The sequence below is a fragment of the Pedobacter sp. FW305-3-2-15-E-R2A2 genome (assembly GCF_038446955.1).
Taxonomy (GTDB): Bacteria; Bacteroidota; Bacteroidia; order Sphingobacteriales; family Sphingobacteriaceae; genus Pedobacter.
Genome location: NZ_CP151803.1, coordinates 3,793,064 through 3,809,288, shown reverse-complemented (window position 1 = coordinate 3,809,288; position 16,225 = coordinate 3,793,064). Strand labels below are relative to the sequence as shown.

Annotated in this window: 12 protein-coding genes; 7 read left to right on the top strand and 5 right to left on the bottom strand. The window is 44.9% G+C overall.

From position 1 onward, the window contains the following. Nucleotide 1: 1 nt before the first annotated feature. Both AAFF35_RS15155 and AAFF35_RS15150 read right to left on the bottom strand, forming a co-directional pair. A complete protein-coding gene (locus tag AAFF35_RS15155) occupies nt 2–1,207 on the bottom strand; it encodes an MFS transporter (protein WP_342327362.1) in 1,206 nt (401 codons plus the stop codon). Between the two features lie 4 nt (nt 1,208–1,211). Then, the gene (locus AAFF35_RS15150) at nt 1,212–1,937 is read right to left on the bottom strand and encodes a methyltransferase domain-containing protein (RefSeq protein ID WP_342327361.1); all 726 of its coding nucleotides are present in this window, start codon (nt 1,935–1,937) and stop codon (nt 1,212–1,214) included. Between the two features lie 86 nt (nt 1,938–2,023). Here AAFF35_RS15150 and AAFF35_RS15145 point away from each other — a divergent pair, with 86 nt between their 5' ends. Further along, nucleotides 2,024–2,599, top strand: a complete 576-nt coding sequence (locus tag AAFF35_RS15145; RefSeq protein ID WP_342327360.1) for a TerD family protein — start codon at nt 2,024–2,026, stop codon at nt 2,597–2,599. Nucleotides 2,600–2,606: 7 nt separating this feature from the next. Here the strand turns inward: AAFF35_RS15145 and AAFF35_RS15140 are convergent, their stop codons facing one another. Beyond that, the gene (locus tag AAFF35_RS15140; RefSeq protein WP_342327359.1) at nt 2,607–5,225 is read right to left on the bottom strand and encodes a PAS domain-containing protein; all 2,619 of its coding nucleotides are present in this window, start codon (nt 5,223–5,225) and stop codon (nt 2,607–2,609) included. 199 nt (nt 5,226–5,424) lie between these two features. Here AAFF35_RS15140 and AAFF35_RS15135 point away from each other — a divergent pair, with 199 nt between their 5' ends. From AAFF35_RS15135 to AAFF35_RS15120, 4 genes are read left to right on the top strand one after another with little or no spacing between them, the layout of a single operon-like run. Beyond that, complete coding sequence (locus tag AAFF35_RS15135; RefSeq protein WP_342327358.1) at nt 5,425–6,060, top strand: VWA domain-containing protein; 636 nt, start codon at nt 5,425–5,427, stop codon at nt 6,058–6,060. A gap of 14 nt (nt 6,061–6,074) precedes the next feature. Then, on the top strand, nt 6,075–7,127 hold the full coding sequence (locus tag AAFF35_RS15130) for a TerY-C metal binding domain-containing protein (RefSeq protein ID WP_342327357.1): 1,053 nt from the start codon (nt 6,075–6,077) through the stop codon (nt 7,125–7,127). A gap of 8 nt (nt 7,128–7,135) precedes the next feature. Further along, nucleotides 7,136–8,377 carry a PP2C family serine/threonine-protein phosphatase gene (locus AAFF35_RS15125; RefSeq protein WP_342327356.1) on the top strand — a complete coding sequence of 414 codons (1,242 nt, stop codon included), beginning with the start codon at nt 7,136–7,138 and terminating at the stop codon, nt 8,375–8,377. 8 nt (nt 8,378–8,385) lie between these two features. Next, complete coding sequence (locus AAFF35_RS15120; RefSeq protein ID WP_342327355.1) at nt 8,386–9,891, top strand: kinase; 1,506 nt, start codon at nt 8,386–8,388, stop codon at nt 9,889–9,891. A gap of 6 nt (nt 9,892–9,897) precedes the next feature. On the opposite strand, the gene AAFF35_RS15115 is transcribed toward AAFF35_RS15120, so the two are convergent. Then, nucleotides 9,898–10,503 carry a hypothetical protein gene (locus AAFF35_RS15115; protein WP_342327354.1) on the bottom strand — a complete coding sequence of 202 codons (606 nt, stop codon included), beginning with the start codon at nt 10,501–10,503 and terminating at the stop codon, nt 9,898–9,900. Further along, nucleotides 10,484–11,284, bottom strand: coding sequence for a metallophosphoesterase (locus tag AAFF35_RS15110; RefSeq protein WP_342327353.1), 801 nt, complete (start codon nt 11,282–11,284; stop codon nt 10,484–10,486). Before AAFF35_RS15110 ends, AAFF35_RS15115 begins: the two co-directional genes overlap by 20 nt. Before the next feature lie 236 nt (nt 11,285–11,520). Here AAFF35_RS15110 and AAFF35_RS15105 point away from each other — a divergent pair, with 236 nt between their 5' ends. Together AAFF35_RS15105 and AAFF35_RS15100 are read left to right on the top strand one after the other, a co-directional pair. Beyond that, on the top strand, nt 11,521–14,700 hold the full coding sequence (locus AAFF35_RS15105) for a TonB-dependent receptor (RefSeq protein WP_342327352.1): 3,180 nt from the start codon (nt 11,521–11,523) through the stop codon (nt 14,698–14,700). Between the two features lie 53 nt (nt 14,701–14,753). Beyond that, nucleotides 14,754–16,220, top strand: a complete 1,467-nt coding sequence (locus tag AAFF35_RS15100) for a RagB/SusD family nutrient uptake outer membrane protein (RefSeq protein WP_342333351.1) — start codon at nt 14,754–14,756, stop codon at nt 16,218–16,220. Nucleotides 16,221–16,225 lie beyond the last annotated feature (5 nt).

The following is a 16,225-nucleotide window of genomic DNA, read 5'->3' as shown; positions in this document are numbered from 1 at the left end:
ACTATTCCGTTTTCATAAATTTATACAGATAGGCGCAGGCCAGTAATAAAGCAGTTAAGATCAGCCAAAGCACATTATAACCATGGTGTTCCGCAATGTAAAAACCTGCTGTTGGTCCTACCACCTGTGCGACAGACCAAACGAGCATATAACCTGCCGCATACTGTCCTCTGTTAAACTCGTTTGCCCTGCTCATCACAAAAGTGTTCACAAAGGGGAGGGCAAACATTTCTCCCACGGTAAAAAATACGATACATAAAGTTCCCAGCAAGATCGGAGAGCCGAATGGAATCATCAGCACCAGGAAAGAAGCCGCAATAAACAACACTCCAACAGTGATGAAAAACACCGGCGATCTTTTTCCTTCAATCCGGTGTACCATCACCATCTCAAACAAAGCGATGATCACCCCGTTCAGTCCCAGGATCAGTCCGATCATAAATTCATTGATCTTCCAGGACTCCTTAAAGAAGACCGGAACTACCCTGAACATCAGAAAGAAGCAGATGATAAAGATCATACTCAACAGGATAAATTTGATAAACAGGCCATCTTCCCATGGCTTACGTACCACAATCCCTTTCACCTTTTCTTTGATGGTCTTCCGGTAGGCCTTAATCTTCGGCAGGAAAAATAAGATACTCAATCCTGCAAAAATGCTGACCATCCCGTCTACATAAAAAAGCAAGCTATAGTTATAAGAAGCAATCAAACCGCCCATGCTTACCCCAAATGCCCATCCGATATTGGTAGCCAGACGATTTAAAGAATAAGACCTGGTTTCCAGTCCCGGTTTTGCATAAGCAGCAATCGCCGCAAAGTTGGCCGGACGAAAAGCCTCCGCAAAGAAACTAATCACCACCGCAAGGATACAAAGCGTATGAAAATGGGTGATACTGGCAAAGAACAGAAAAAAGGTGCCGCCAATAATTGCCGAAAAGATCTGAACAGGCCGAAATCCGATCACATCCGTCAGCTTACCGCCGGCCGCAGAGCCAAGAATAGAACCCAAACCAAAAAGCGTGATGATAAAGCCCGCATCAGATGCAGAACGGTGGAGCGACTGGGTCACATATAAACCCATAAAAGGCACAGCCATATACCCACTTCGGTTAATGAGCATCACAATACTCAGAATCCAGGTTTCACGGCTCAATCCGGAGAAAGACCTTTTATAGTTCCCGGCAATAGTTTGAAGTAAAGACATATTTTTATTTTACCCCTCCAAAAGCTGCGAAACAAAGATTTTTGTGTAACACTTCCACGTGTTTAAAGCCAACTTCTTCCATCAGCTTCAACTGATATCCAATGGATCGGGGCGTATCTTCATAAGCAATATAATCGAAAACCTTTTCCCGGTATTCCGGTCCGCCGAGGCTTTCCAGGTAAGTCCCGTATTTCTGCTGGAATAAAGCGTTCAAATGAGGGGCATCATGTGTAATCAGGTCGGAGATCCAGAAAGAACCTCCGGGCTTCAATGCGCGGTACAGCTTCTGAAACAGCTGCTTCCATTCTTCATCTCCCCGCAGGTGATGCAAGGTTGCCGCAGCAAGGATAATGTCATACTGCTCCGCTTCCAGTTCCAGCAGCCTCATGTCCAGCTGAATTGTAGTCACCGTTCCCTGCGTTTGCGCAGTTACCCTTTCCTTTGCTTTTTCCAGCATGGGCAAGCTCAGGTCATTTAAGCTGCAGTTCAGATTTGGAATTTTACTCAGCATCTTCAGGGTATAGTTCCCTGCACCACATCCGATATCCAGCAATTCTTTCGCTTCAGGATTCACGTATTTCGCAGCCTCAGTACACAATTCCATGGTCAATGGTGCATCAAGTGTGGTCAGTTGTCCGGTGTCCAGATTGGAAAAACGTTCCACATCCTGATCAAATCTGCTTTCAATTTCCTGATTGGTAGCTTTCGCTGAATAGTCTTTTGCGCTCACACTTGTAAAATTTGTGCCAAGATAAAAAAATAGAATTGCCATTCCCGCAAAAGCGACTAACTTTAAAAAGTTCAAATCAAGAAAATATGGCAATTAACTTACGTAAAGGCGAAAAAATCAATATTGGTTTATCAAAGATCAGTGTGGGACTGGGATGGGACCCTAATGATGGAACAGGGCATGACTTTGACCTCGATGCTTCTGCATTCATGGTCGATGCAAACAGGATGATCCCGGCAGAAGAGTTTTTTGTTTTCTATGGAAATGATAAATCTCCGGATGGAGCGCTCTTTCATACAGGAGATGACCCTACAGGAGGAAATAGTGCAACCGGAGATGATGAAATTGTCAAAGTAGACCTTTCCCTGGTAGACGAGCGCATTCAGGAATTGTTGTTTGTAGTGACCATTCATGAAGCACAGATCAGAAGACAAAACTTTGGACAGGTGAGGAGCTCCTATATCAGAATCGTAGATGATATTACCGGAGAGGAGGTTGCCAAATACGAGTTGGATGAAGACTTCTCTATTGAAACCGCCATTGAATTCGGCCGTCTTTATAAAAGAAACGGCAGCTGGAAATTCGAGGCTTCAGGCAGGGGCTATAAAGAAGATCTTGCTTTTTTCCTGGCCAAATATTATAGCGGAGACATCATTAAATAAATCAGGCTTATACCGGAAGTATGATATGAAAGGTCGTTCCTTTTTCAGGTTCGCTTTCCACCTGAATGCTTCCACCTAAATCTTCAATCTGGGTTTTTACCATAAATAAACCCATTCCTTTGCCTTCCACTTCCAGGTCAAAGCGCTTGTAAAGGCCAAACAGCTGACTGCCGTATTTACGCAGATCCATGCCTTTTCCATTGTCCTTAAAAACCAGGTTTAAATGGTTCCCGGTCAGATAAGCTTTGATCTGAAGGCAGGGAGGGAGGTTTGGTCTATGGTATTTTAAACTGTTTAAAATCAGGTTATAGAAAATATTGTAGAGGTAACCGCGTACGGTATAAGCCTGATGAACTTCAAGGTCACATTCAATAACCATTTGTTCCTGGACTACCAGGTGGTTAATGCTTTGCCTGATTTCATCCACCAGCACCTGAATGTCAACAGGTTCTTTAAGTCGGCCGGGTGCGTCTTTTTTTACCTGTAAAACATAGTTGAGGTCTTTGATCACCGTATCAAGGTTCCTGATCGAAGTCTGCAAGCCGTGCATCAGTTCGGCAGAACCCCGCTCGTCTAAACCGACGGTATTCATCAACTCACTAAGCCCGATAATATTGGCGACCGGTGCACGGAGGTTATGAGAGACCACATAGGTAAACTGTTCCAGGTCTTTATTTCTTCTGATCAGTTCAGAGGTGATCAGATTTTGCTGATCGGCCAGGATCTTCACCTGCGTAATGTCTTTTATCGACAGGATGAAGCCCCAGTTTTTATGCTCATTGTCATTGACCCCAACCCACTTTATCGCATACCATTTTTGCTGTCCGTTCTTTTCCTTCACCTTAATCTCATAAGCGATGTTCTTCCCATTGGTCACCTCTTCGATGATTTTCTCCAGTTTTGAGCGCTTTTGTCGTACAAAGTAATCGAAAATATAACTGCCTTCGTAAGGCTTCTCATAACCCCTGAATTCGGCAATTTCTTGTGCCAGATGGCTGTAAGAAACAATTTTCAACTCATGGTCTACCAGAATGTAAGCCGCGTCGGTATGGTTCAGTAACGTTCGCAGGTTGGCTTCTGATTTTTTTAGTGTTTCTTCGGCAATTTTCAACGAAGTGACATCCTGTAAGATGCCATAAAGCCGGATGGGTTGACCTTCCTTATTGAACTCAATGCGGTTCTCTCCGGTCAGGATCTTGACTTCTCCCTTCGAATTCATGATCCTGAAATTCGTCTTCATATTCTTTCCGATTCGCTTCAACTTGCCAACCTCATATTCCAGTCTGAGCCGGTCATCAGGATGAACAAGGTCTTCAAAATGCTGATTGGCAGGGATCAGAGACTCATCACTCCAATAGATTTCTTTCAAGCCATCAGACCAGGTCAGTTCCTGTCTGATCAAATCGTAACTCCAGTTGCCAATCTGCGCCATCTTCTGGGCTTCAGAAAGGCCGGCCTCCGCCAGTCTGATCTTTTCTTCAGAAACTTTCCGTTGCGTGATGTCGCTCACTACCCCCTCAACGCTAACGAGCTTTCCATTTACGAGATTCGGCAAAGCCCTGACTTCCAGCCACCTCATGCTGTTGTCCTTATGGGTAATCCGGTATTCACTTTTCACCTGCTCACCTTTTAGGAGCAGCACATCATCCCGTTCCACAATAAACCGGTCTTCAGGATAAATTACCTCATACCATAAATCAGGGTTCTCATGGAACTCTGTGCTCGTATACCCATATATTTTAGGACAGCCTGCAGACAGCTGAATGTATTTATTATTTACAATATCTTTCAGGTAGAACCCCTCGTTAACGGCACCAAACAACTTGTCAATCTCCTGGTTTACCTGCTCTGTTTCCTTGCGCGACTGCACCTGTTCGGTCACATCCATTCCAAAGATCAATAACCCCTCAATTGCGCCGTTATCATCGCGCAGGGCCTGAACAGTGAAATTGATGTATAAAGTGCTCAAAAGCGGATTTCCAGCCATCCCTCCATCGAGCTGAACAAATACTTCCTTGTCGACAAATGTTTCCGCAGTTTGATAAACCTGATCGGCAACCTGAATAATAAAATGATGCCTCGGATCTGTAAATACTTCAGAGATGCGTTTGCCAAGGATGTTTTCTTTTCCGCTGAGCTGCTGATAAAAGGAATTTGCAAATTGAAATGTATGCTCGGGTCCGGTCACAATGGCCACTGCAGAGGGCATCTTCCAAAGCAACTGAAGATGCTGTGCTTCCTGAGCTTTTAATCTCGTTGCTTCCAATGCCTGCAACATGGCGAAAGGAAGACGGGCCAACCGGTCTCTTAAAAAGTAATCTGCGGCGCCTGCCTCCAGCAATTTCAAGCCTTCATCTTCAAATTCAATACTGCTGATCCCGATAAATATAATTTTCGGATCCAGGGCTTTTACCAGGCGAAAAGCCTGATGTCCGATAGATTCCGCTCCCGAAAATGAAGCCAATATCAAGTCAGGGCAGAATTCTTTCAGCGCCTTCGTATAGTCTTTCAGCCCATGGACAGCCAAGAGATTAAGCTCAGTACCTGAGCACCTTAATGCAGCGACGACTTCCCCTTTATCTCTTTCAGGGTCCTCAAGAAGAAGGATGCTCAGTTTGTTTTTCATAGGGAGAATGAATGATGCGTTCGATTAAGGTAGACATAATTCTGTGATAAGAATAAAAAACAAATGGTATTTAATTAAAGTAAAAAAACAACCATGGCCTCTGAATTAATTATTTTATCTGTAAAAAACCAATTAACTTTAACCTATTCATAAGAACATACACTATAGCGTTTAGCTGATTACCTTTTTGAAAAATTAGATGAGAAGATTACCTGTTTATTTTTTGCTGGATACATCCGGGTCGATGTATGGAGAGCCTATTCAAGCGTTAAACAATGCTTTAAACGGAATGCTGAGTACTTTAAGAACCGATGCCCAGGCGCTGGATTCCTTATGGATCAGCATCATTACCTTCGATCGAGAAGTGAAGGAACTTGTTCCCCTGACGGAATTGGTTCATTTTCAATTACCCGAAATCATGTGCCCCCAAAGCGGGCCGACACACATGGGGCAAGGATTGGAATTGCTGCATGAAAAAGCAACCGCTGAAATTCAGAAAGCCACCAATGAACAAAGCGCCGACTGGCGTCCTTTATTTTTCCTGTTTACCGATGGCAAACCTTCTGATCTGAAACGCTACAGGGAGATGATCCCTAAAATCAAAGCTCTAAATTTCGCTTCCATTGTGGCCTGCGCTGCCGGACACCTGGCAGACGACTCCATTTTAAAGGAGTTGACGGATACGGTGGTTCACCTGGACACCGCAGACAGCAGCACGTTAAAACAGTTTTTTAAATGGGTCTCCGATGCCATAGACCAGGGCAATAAGTCTATGGGAACTACTGAAAGCATTACCCTGCCGCCACCACCATCCGAAATCCACTTAATTATCTGATCCTATTCCATCACATGAGAAGACTTCCTATATACTTTCTTATAGATATTTCTGAATCCATGATTGGCGAACCTATTCAACATGTTGAAGAAGGAATGGCCAACATCATTAAAGCTTTAAAATCCGACCCATATGCCATAGAAACGGTTTGGGTCTCGGTATTGGTTTTCGCCGGACAGGCAAGGACCATTGTTCCGTTACAGGAAATCGCCGATTTCTACCCACCCAGATTTCCCATTGGGGGAGGAACCTCTTTGAGTAAAGGACTGGGGCACCTGATGTACGAACTCAGGTCTAATGTGATTAAAACCACGCATGAGCAAAAGGGAGACTGGAAGCCAATCATCTTCCTGCTTACTGATGGTGTGCCTACAGACGATACCCGATCTGCAATTCAGGAGTGGAAACAGAACTGGCAGAAATCAACAAATCTCGTGGTCATCTCTTTCGGACAGGAAACAGACCTTTCTCTGTTAACTGAACTGACCGAGCATGTGCTGATGTTTAACAACAGCAGCACGGAACAATATACCGCATTTTTTAAATGGGTAACAGACTCGATTAAAACGAGCAGTGTCAGTGTAGACAACAGCACTTCAGGTTTTGAACTGGCCAAACTGGACGACCAGGTCATCAGTAAGATTGACCTGAGCAAGAAAGACAGCCCGCAGGAATACATTGATCCGAACTTTGTCGTGCTTGCCGCGAAATGCCAGAATACCAAAAGGCCTTACCTGATGAAATACAGAAAGGTCTTGAATGATTCCCCATTCTCTGATCTTGGCCTGCAAACCGTTGCCTATAAACTTAACGGCGCATTTCAGGTCGACAATTCTTATTATGAACTCTCTGACCAGTCGGTCAATGCTTTTAAGATCAATAGCGAAGAGCTGATCGGAGCGCCGACCTGTCCTTCCTGTGGCAACCAGTATGGCCTTGCCATTTGTTCCTGCGGTAAAATTCATTGCATCGGAGAAGAAGAGTACAGTACCTGCCCATGGTGCAATACAAAAGCACAATACGGAACAGGTGGTGGCGGTTTCGACATTAACAGAACGCAGGGATAGACAGGCCAATGGAAAAGTGGGAAATATTTCAAAGGAAGAAAAACCTGGAAGAGAAACGCATTGTACTGCCAAATGCTACAGTAGGTAAAACTTATCAGGTGGTGCTTAACCTGGAAGGAGAAGATTGGAACGAAGTGATCATATCAAACATAACCGGACTGGAACAGATTGGATTAACCTATGCTGCGGAAAGTAAAACCTTAAGCGGAATTCCTTTGGAGCCTGCGGATGTTAAACTTGTTTTCCAGCTCCTTGTTGCAGGAGAAGCAATGGAAAAGAAAATTCCTTTTGCCGTAAATCCGGATCCACGTTCTTTATGGAAAACACTGGAAAGTGATCCAAATGATCCCTGGTGGAAAGCCGATGAAGTACATACACAACAATCTTTTGGAACTAAGCAACTGGTAGCGGCCTCAAAAAGAGGAAGGGCGCATGCCAATATCGGTAAGTTCAGGGAAGACCATTATGCCTTGGGAGATACCGGAACACAGGGTTGGAACATCCTGGCCGTATCAGATGGTGCAGGAAGTGCAAGATTGTCCAGGCTGGGCTCTAAGGTTGCCGCTGAAACGATAGTCGGCCACTTAGAGGAATTGCCTGCTTCCGCTTATGAACAGCTGGAAGCACAGTTAATGATGACAAGCCACAATGGCGAAAAGCCGCTTGAACAGGAACTTCAGCACATTGCAGCCACCTTCCTGGGCCCGGCCATTCAGGAGCTGTACCTCCGCCTGGAAACATTGGCCAATAGTCTGGATGCGCAGCTTTCCGACTTACATGCCACGCTTGCTTTATGCCTGATCAAACAATTCGATGAGGGCTGGGCCATCTTAACATTTAGTGTAGGTGATTGTCCTATATCGCTATTAAACAGCAAACAAAATGAGGTCACTTTATTGAATTGGCTGGATGCCGGTGAATATGGAGGGGCTACACGTTTCGTTACGATGTCCGAAATATTTGAGCAGCCGGATTATCCAAGCCGCTTTTCTGCCCGGATCGTTCCTGATTTTTCTTACCTCATGATGATGAGTGATGGAATTTATGATGCGAAATTTGAAACCACTTTTAAGCTGGCACAACCGGAGGTCTGGAACCGCCTGATCGCAGACCTGGAAGGAGACAATCCGGAAGGACATCAGGTAAAATTGCAAAAGGGAAATCCAAATGTTGCAGCCGCACTTTCCCAGTGGATGGACTTCTGGAGTCCCGGAAACCATGACGACAGAACTTTAGTCATCATTTATTAAATTTAACAATGGCAGTTGTAACCGTAGAATCACCATATACCCGAAAAAGATACCAGTATTATGATAACGGAGATCCGAAAAAGGGTGGTCTCAAAGACGTTTATTTTAGTGTAGACAAGCAATATGTGGTGGCCATTTTCAGGGAAGCCCTGGATGAGAATCAAAAAGAGCGGCTAAAAAGAATTACTGGTCACTATTTACAACAGATCAGTAGTAAGGAAGCTGGAGATTATTACCTCAATGAGGTTTACCGATGGCCCACAGATGTGATCGAATGGAAAGGCCTCACCGGAATTGTCGTTCCGATATATGCGCCAAAGTTCTTCTTTTCCAAAGGCTATGAGAAGAACGACCTCATTCTGGGGGGAGAGAAAAACGGAAAATGGTTTGCCGGTTCTAAGTTCAGGAACCCCAATTTCCCTTTGAGAATCGCCAGTTCTGAACTGGGCAACTGGATGAGCTACCTCCAAATCTGCGTAAACCTTTGTCGCGGGGTAAAAAAGATGCATGCAATGGGCCTGGCACATTCCGACCTTTCTTATAACAATGTGCTGGTAGACCCGATCAGCAAATCGGCATGCATGATAGATCTGGATGGTCTGGTGGTTCCCGGCCTGTTCCCCGCAGAGGTGATCGGCACCGCCGAATTTATTGCTCCGGAAGTCATGGCGACCAAACACCTGAACAAATCCGATCCAGATAGAAAACTGCCCAGGAGAGAAACCGACCTGCATTCTCTTCCTGTACTGATTTATATGTACCTGCTGCACCGTCATCCGCTGCTTGGCGGAAAAGTTCATGACCTTGATCCCGAAACAGACAACCTGCTGGCAATGGGGGAGAAAGCCTTATTTATAGAGCATCCCACAGACCTGAGCAACAGGCCTAAAGCCAATCAGTTGTCAAAATGGGAGCAACCCTGGGGAGATGTGAACAAGCTGCCTTACACCCTTACCGGACCGTACCTTTCTGAATTGTTTGACCAGGCCTTTGTCAAAGGATTACACCATCCGGCATCCCGGCCGGCAGCAGACATCTGGGAACAGGCATTGATGAAAACAAGCGACCTGTTACAACCTTGCAGCAATCCTGCTTGTGAGCAGAAGTGGTATGTTTTCGACAATACCACACAGCCTAAATGTCCCTTCTGCGGACAGGTTCATTCCGGAAGTCTGCCGGTTCTTGACCTGTATTTTAAATCTGCGGAAGGAGCTTACCGCCCGGAACAGCACCGCTTAATGGTGTATGCCAATCAATACCTGTTTCCATGGCATGTGAACCGGAACATCCTCAGAAATGAAAAACTAACAGCCGCAGATAAAGTACCTGCCGGTTATTTTGTGAAACACAACGATAAATGGGTTCTTGTCAACCAAACACTGACTTCCCTAAGGGATGTAACCGAACAAGCCGACATTCCTATCGGAGGATTTGTGGAACTCAGTGCAGGTAAAAAGATCTTGTTTTCCAGCGAAGAAGGTGGCAGAGTGGCACTGGTCACACTTGTCGGATAACCGAGCTTAAAACTTAAGCCGCAGTCCTATCCCCAGCTGGAAAATATCTGCCAGGGTAAGCGATGAGGTGTTCTGTATGTAATTGATCAGGTAATAGTCGTTGGTATTGAACTCGGTATACAAACTAACGGCTTTTATTCCAGATCCTTTCATCAGCTTTTCGCCATTAAACTCGATCTCGCTGGCAATAGACAGGTGTGGCCTTAAGGCTTCAGACCAACGGTAATAATCGGAAGAATACCGGTTTCTGTTAAAACGATAGGAGAGTTCGGGGTGAAAAGTATAGCTCAGGAAGAAACCAGGATTAAAAGGATATAATTTCCCCCAGTCTTTGAGCTTAATCTCATAGGCCTTGTAAGCAAATTTAGCAGTAACAATATTCAATTCCCCGCCTTTCGAAGCAGGAACATACCCGTAGTTGAAATCTAAAATCCCCCTTTTGTTTTTGAATAAATCATAGCCGGCACCGACACTAAAATAACCGATACTCCCGGCAAACTGCACAATGGCGTTGTCGGGAATCAGAAATTTCAAATGTTGGGCAGCCGCTTTCATCGTCCCCGCCATCAGCAATAAGCTGAGGCATGTTATCTTAAAATTGAATCCGTTCAAAACTTAGTTTGTGATTAATGATTTCTATTAATAAAAATTCTTCATTTCCCATGGAGCTCGTAATGAGGTAAGGGATCCCGGAATTATCGGGGTAAAACAACTCATAATTATGCGTGTGTGCATGCAGGGAAGCCAGAAGGCCAGGAACCGAAGCAAAAGCTTTGGTATAGCCGCTCACCAGTTTCGGATCGAAATCTTCTGAATTCGGCGGCACATGGGAAATGGCGACATAATTATTAACTCCTTCCTGTGGCTGCATTTCCGCTTGTAACCAAGGGATATTGGGCGTCTCTCCATTAAATTTATGTTCCCTGCTATTTGTATCGTGACAAACAAATTTTACACCTCCATAGACAAAGGAATAATTAAGCGGACCAAACATGTTAATGAAAGCTTCTCTTCCACGGGAAGTGAGGTCATGGTTCCCAATTACGGCAACATAAGGGGCTTTCAGCTTTGACAAGCTCCGGCTGATCCATTCCATTTCCTGTAATACACCATACTCGGTGATATCGCCGGCGATCACAACGAAGTCTATGCCCGGCATTTCATTGACCTTTTTAGTGAACCTGGTCGTCTCATCCCGTGACCGCTGTGTATCGCCGCTTAATACAAAACGAACAGTATCGTCCTTGCGGCCATCACCCAGGCGCTTAAGGTTGCCTGCATTGATGTCTCTATACGAATTCTTGTCGAACACCTGATTGGGACTATATTCAAAGTTGTTACAACTCAATAATCCCATCACTGTAATTAATGCCGGTACTAAAAAGACTCTCATTTGAAATCTGCTATTTCTACCAAACGTAAGGTTATTCACATTCTTGAAAAAGGGAAAAACCGGGATATGGCATTCCTGTAACCGTTAAATGGCATTGATTTAACAATTCTGTTAAACAATAAAATCAATATCAAACTTGACAAAATGGTAGACAAAGAGGCTAATCTGGTTATTTGAAGCTATTTAAAAAATGGCTCAATTGCATTTAACATATAATCAAACCAAGCTAACCAGGTATGAATTTTTACAACCAACGACTGTGGACGGTTAAGTTTACAGCGATTTTAAGCGTGGCGATCTTTTCGCAAAACGCCGCCGCCGCCAAGGTCTGGCCGCTTCAGCAAGCCAGCAGCAGGTTCCAGCAACAAGAGCTAAAGGGCAGGGTAACCGATGAAAAGGGTGGACCCTTACCGGGAGTCAGCCTGAAGCTCAAAGGGAGTAACATCGGGGCAACAACGGATCAGAATGGCAATTTTTCCATCAATATACCCGAAAACAAAGGAACGCTGGTCTTTAGTTTTGTCGGCTATACCACACAGGAAATACAGCTGAACGGCAAAACAAACTTCAACATTGTTCTGAAAGAAGAAAATAACGCACTCTCAGAAGTAGTGGTGGTAGGTTACGGAACACAGAAGAAAGTAAACCTGACCGGTGCAGTAAGCAATGTTTCCGGAAATGAACTCATCAGCAGACAGGCACCAAATACCACCTCCTTATTACAGGGAAGGATGCCCGGTGTACAGGTCGTACAGAACTCCGGCCAACCCGGGGCAGAAAGTGCAAATATCCAGATCCGTGGACTGGGAACATTCAGTAAAGCCTCCAATGACCCTTTAATCTTAATCGATGGGGTGGAAGGAAGCCTGAATAATGTAAACCCAAACCTTATAGAAAGCATTTCTGTATTAAAAGATGCAGCTTCAGCTGCCATCTATGGCTCAAGAGCAGCGAACGGAGTCATCCTGGTGACCACCAAAACCGGTGCAGCCGGGCGGTTAAATGTAGATTACAGCTATAATTTTGGGAGTCAGCGGCCAACGTCTACGTACGACAGGGTGACGAACTCGGTTCAGTTCATGGAATTGCTGAACAAAGCCATTACCCATACCGGAATCAGTGCCAATCAGGCCTATTCCCCGCAGCAGATTGAAGAATACCGGCAAGGTGCCATCAGCAATCCGGCACAGTATCCAAGTTACGACTGGATGGATGCCATTTTCCGGAGCGCGCCAATGCAACAGCATTACCTGAGTGTAAACGGCGGAAAAGAGGGGACTACCTATAATTTTGGAGCCGGATACCTGGACCAGGATGGAATTCTAATCGCTACAGGTTATAAACGTTACGATGCCCAGTTTAATTTCAAAACAAACCTTAACGGACGTGTCACCTTTGGAACAAACATCTCCTTCTCTAAAGGCGTCCGTAAAGAAACCGCTTTGAACAATAATTTTGACGGAAACTCTACGGAAGATCAAATCCTGAGTGCGCTCGCAGCCCATCCTACATTTACCCCAAAATTGCCGGATGGTTCCGGAAGGTATGCTGCCAAAGCGTATATTTTTGAAGGAGGAAACAAGAATCCCGTAGCAACAGCAGAAAATGGAGGCCGTTTTTTAAACAACCATTATGCCCTGGCTTCTTCTTACCTCAACATAGATATCCTGCCGGGATTAAAGGGAGAAATTAAAGGCGGTATCAAATACAATGACCGGCAAACAAAAGTACATGTCATAGGTATTCCCGGTTATATGTTCCTTCCAAATAGCTCCGGAGCCTATATTTACAATACCCAATGGAATGGTACTGTGGGCGAAAACAACCTGACCGTTAGAACAGATAAAGATGTGCAGTACACGGCCTTTGCAAACCTCAATTACAATAAAACTTTTGCTGAAGCACACCATTTATCTGCCTTACTCGGCGTCAGTCAGGAGACCTTCCGCTACGACCGCCTGCAGGGATTTAAACGCAATGCACCTTCAGACGACCTGACAGAACTGAGCATCTATGCTCCGGGCGGACAAATGACAGAGGGGTTGGCCTATGAATGGGCTTTACAGTCTTTGTTCGGCAGGGCGAATTACAATTACAAAGAAAGATATCTCTTTGAAGCCAACTTCCGCTATGATGGTTCTTCCAGATTTCCTAAAGGAAACAAATGGGGATTTTTCCCTTCTGCATCGGCAGGATGGAGGCTCTCACAGGAAAACTTCCTGAAAAGCATCAAATGGGTAGATAACCTGAAAGCCCGGGTATCATGGGGACAGGTGGGCAATCAGAATGTCAACAGAGACATCATCGGAGAATCGATGCCTTATCCTTATCAACCGATCTTAAATCCTTTCCTATACAATATTGGTGGCTCCCTGCAGCAAGGCGTGACCCAGACAGACCTGAACAACAGGAATATCAAATGGGAAACTTCCACGGTAACAAATATCGGGCTGGACTTTGGCCTTTTTCAATCGAAACTCTTTGGTTCGGTAGACTGGTACACGAAATACACCTCCGACATCCTGAGGGAATTGCAGGTGCCTGATTATATCGGGATTAACGGGCCGACCGTAAATCAGGGAGAAATGAGAAATACCGGTCTGGAACTGCTCCTGGGATATGAAAACAAGATCAATGACTTTCACTACCGCATACAGGGGAATTTTGAAATCTATCGCAATAAGCTGGTTAAGTTTGGTGCGAGAGAGGTCGACAATGCAAACGGCTTCGTCAGACAGGAAGGGCTGCCTTATAATTCATACTTTATGTATGTCTTTGATGGCATCTATCAAAACCAACAGGAAATAAACAATGGCCCTGTTCCTTTGGTTACGCCAAAACCCGGCGATATGAAGTATAGAGATGTGAGCGGCCCCAATGGCGTTCCTGATGGAAAAATTACCACAGACGACCGCATGGTGGTAGGCGGTGCATTCCCCAAGTTTAATTATGGTTTCAGCTTTAATGCAGATTATAAAAATTTCGACCTGAGCGTCTTTTTTCAAGGTGTGGAAGGACGTAAGATCTATGTGAAAGAATGGGGCGTAGCGCCTTTCAGACAGGCAGGACCGCCCCCAAAAATCTGGCTGGATGCATGGGATGGAGAAGGGAGCTCCAATGCCATTCCCCACATCTTTAACGAAGCTTATGCACCCAATACACAGGTCTCTACCTGGTGGTTACGGGATGCTTCCTACCTCCGGTTGAAAAACCTGCAGCTGGGCTATAACTTCCCTGCTAAATGGATGAATAAGGTGAAAATACAGAAATTAAGACTTTATATATCTGGAGATAACCTGCTTACTTTCACCAACTTCTTCGATGGAAGTGATCCTGAACGCGCCTCCGCAAGCGGCAGAGCAGCCATCTACCCACAAGCCAAGATTTATTCATTCGGACTTAAAGCAACACTTTAATTCTTAGACCAGCTCTTGTCCGATAAACCGAGTTTACCATAAACACATTCCCAATGAAAAAGTACCTAAAAATCATAAATATCCTCCTCCTAAGCAGCATCCTGACTTCCTGTTCTGATGTCTTAGATAAGGAACCACTGGTTGCGCCGAGTTCAGAAACGTACTGGAAAAATGAAACAGAAGCAAACAAAGCATTAATCGCCTGTTATTATAAACTTAAAGAACCCATCTTTTCCAACGGAAAGGCGCAGAGTGGAAACTCCCTGTACTGGGAAGCACTTTCAGACAATGCATCGAATACTTCCAATTATGAAGCATTTGATGTGGTGATGAAAGGTGACCACAACTCAGGAACCACAGGAATCGTAAACAAAAGCTGGACTTTCGGCTTTCAGGGCATTGCGGCTTGCAATTATTTCCTCGGCAACATAGACCGTGTACCTGGAATCTCTGAGAACAATTTGAAAAAGATGAAAGGGGAAGCACTATTTTTAAGGGCATATTACTACAATGACCTCTGCCAGTTGTATGGAGACCTGCCTTTAATTCTAAAGTCAGCAGTGCTTGGCGATGATTACCTTCAAACACCGAGATCGCCCAAAGCAACGATCGTTGCCCAGATCCTGAAAGACCTGGACCTCTCCGTTTCCTACCTGAATCAGCAGGCCTATACCGATGGAAAAGCAGTGAAGGGCTCTGCAATTGCACTCAAAACACGGGTGTTGCTCAATAACCAACGTTATGCAGAGGCTGCGGAAACGGCCTGGAGCCTGATCGGTGACGCGGCAAATCCTTTCCGCCTGTCCAACAGTTATTCCGGAATTTTCTTTGGTGATCAGGGCAACAATAAAGAGATCATGTTCTCCATTCAGTTTAAAGCACCCGATGATTATCACTCGCTGGACCAGATTGTCGGAGGCCGAATGTCCGTATTTCCTACGGTAGAACTAAAAAATGCCTATGAACCCAATGATCCACGTCTAAAAATGACGATTTATGAAGCCAATGATCCATGGGCTTACAATCCCGCCGGATTTAAACAAACAGGAAGTACGGCCGAAGGGCAGATCCCTTATACGAATATGGCTTTTAAAAAATGGGTTAATCCGGCAGTGAACAATGCTTCCGGAGCAACATTGAGCGATCAGCATATGGTTAAAATCCGTTACGCAGACCTCTTGCTGATGTATGCAGAAGCGATGTTTGAGAACGGACAGGGAAGCGATTCACGGGCATTAAAGGCATTTAATGATGTTCGGGAAAGACCAGGGGTAAACATGCCTCCTAAGGCCGCGCTGACGAGAGAAATCATTAGAAACGAAAGAAGGGTAGAGCTGGCCTTTGAAGGACTTCGCTACAATGACCTGATCCGATGGAAAACCGCAGAACAGGTCCTTCCAACAGTTCCTTATGATAAGGCAGGAAACAAAAGAAAATTCAGGGGTTATCTTTTTCCTGTACCCTTAAAAGAAATCGACATCATGAAAGGACTTTGGTCACAGAATCCCGGATTTTTATAGCATAA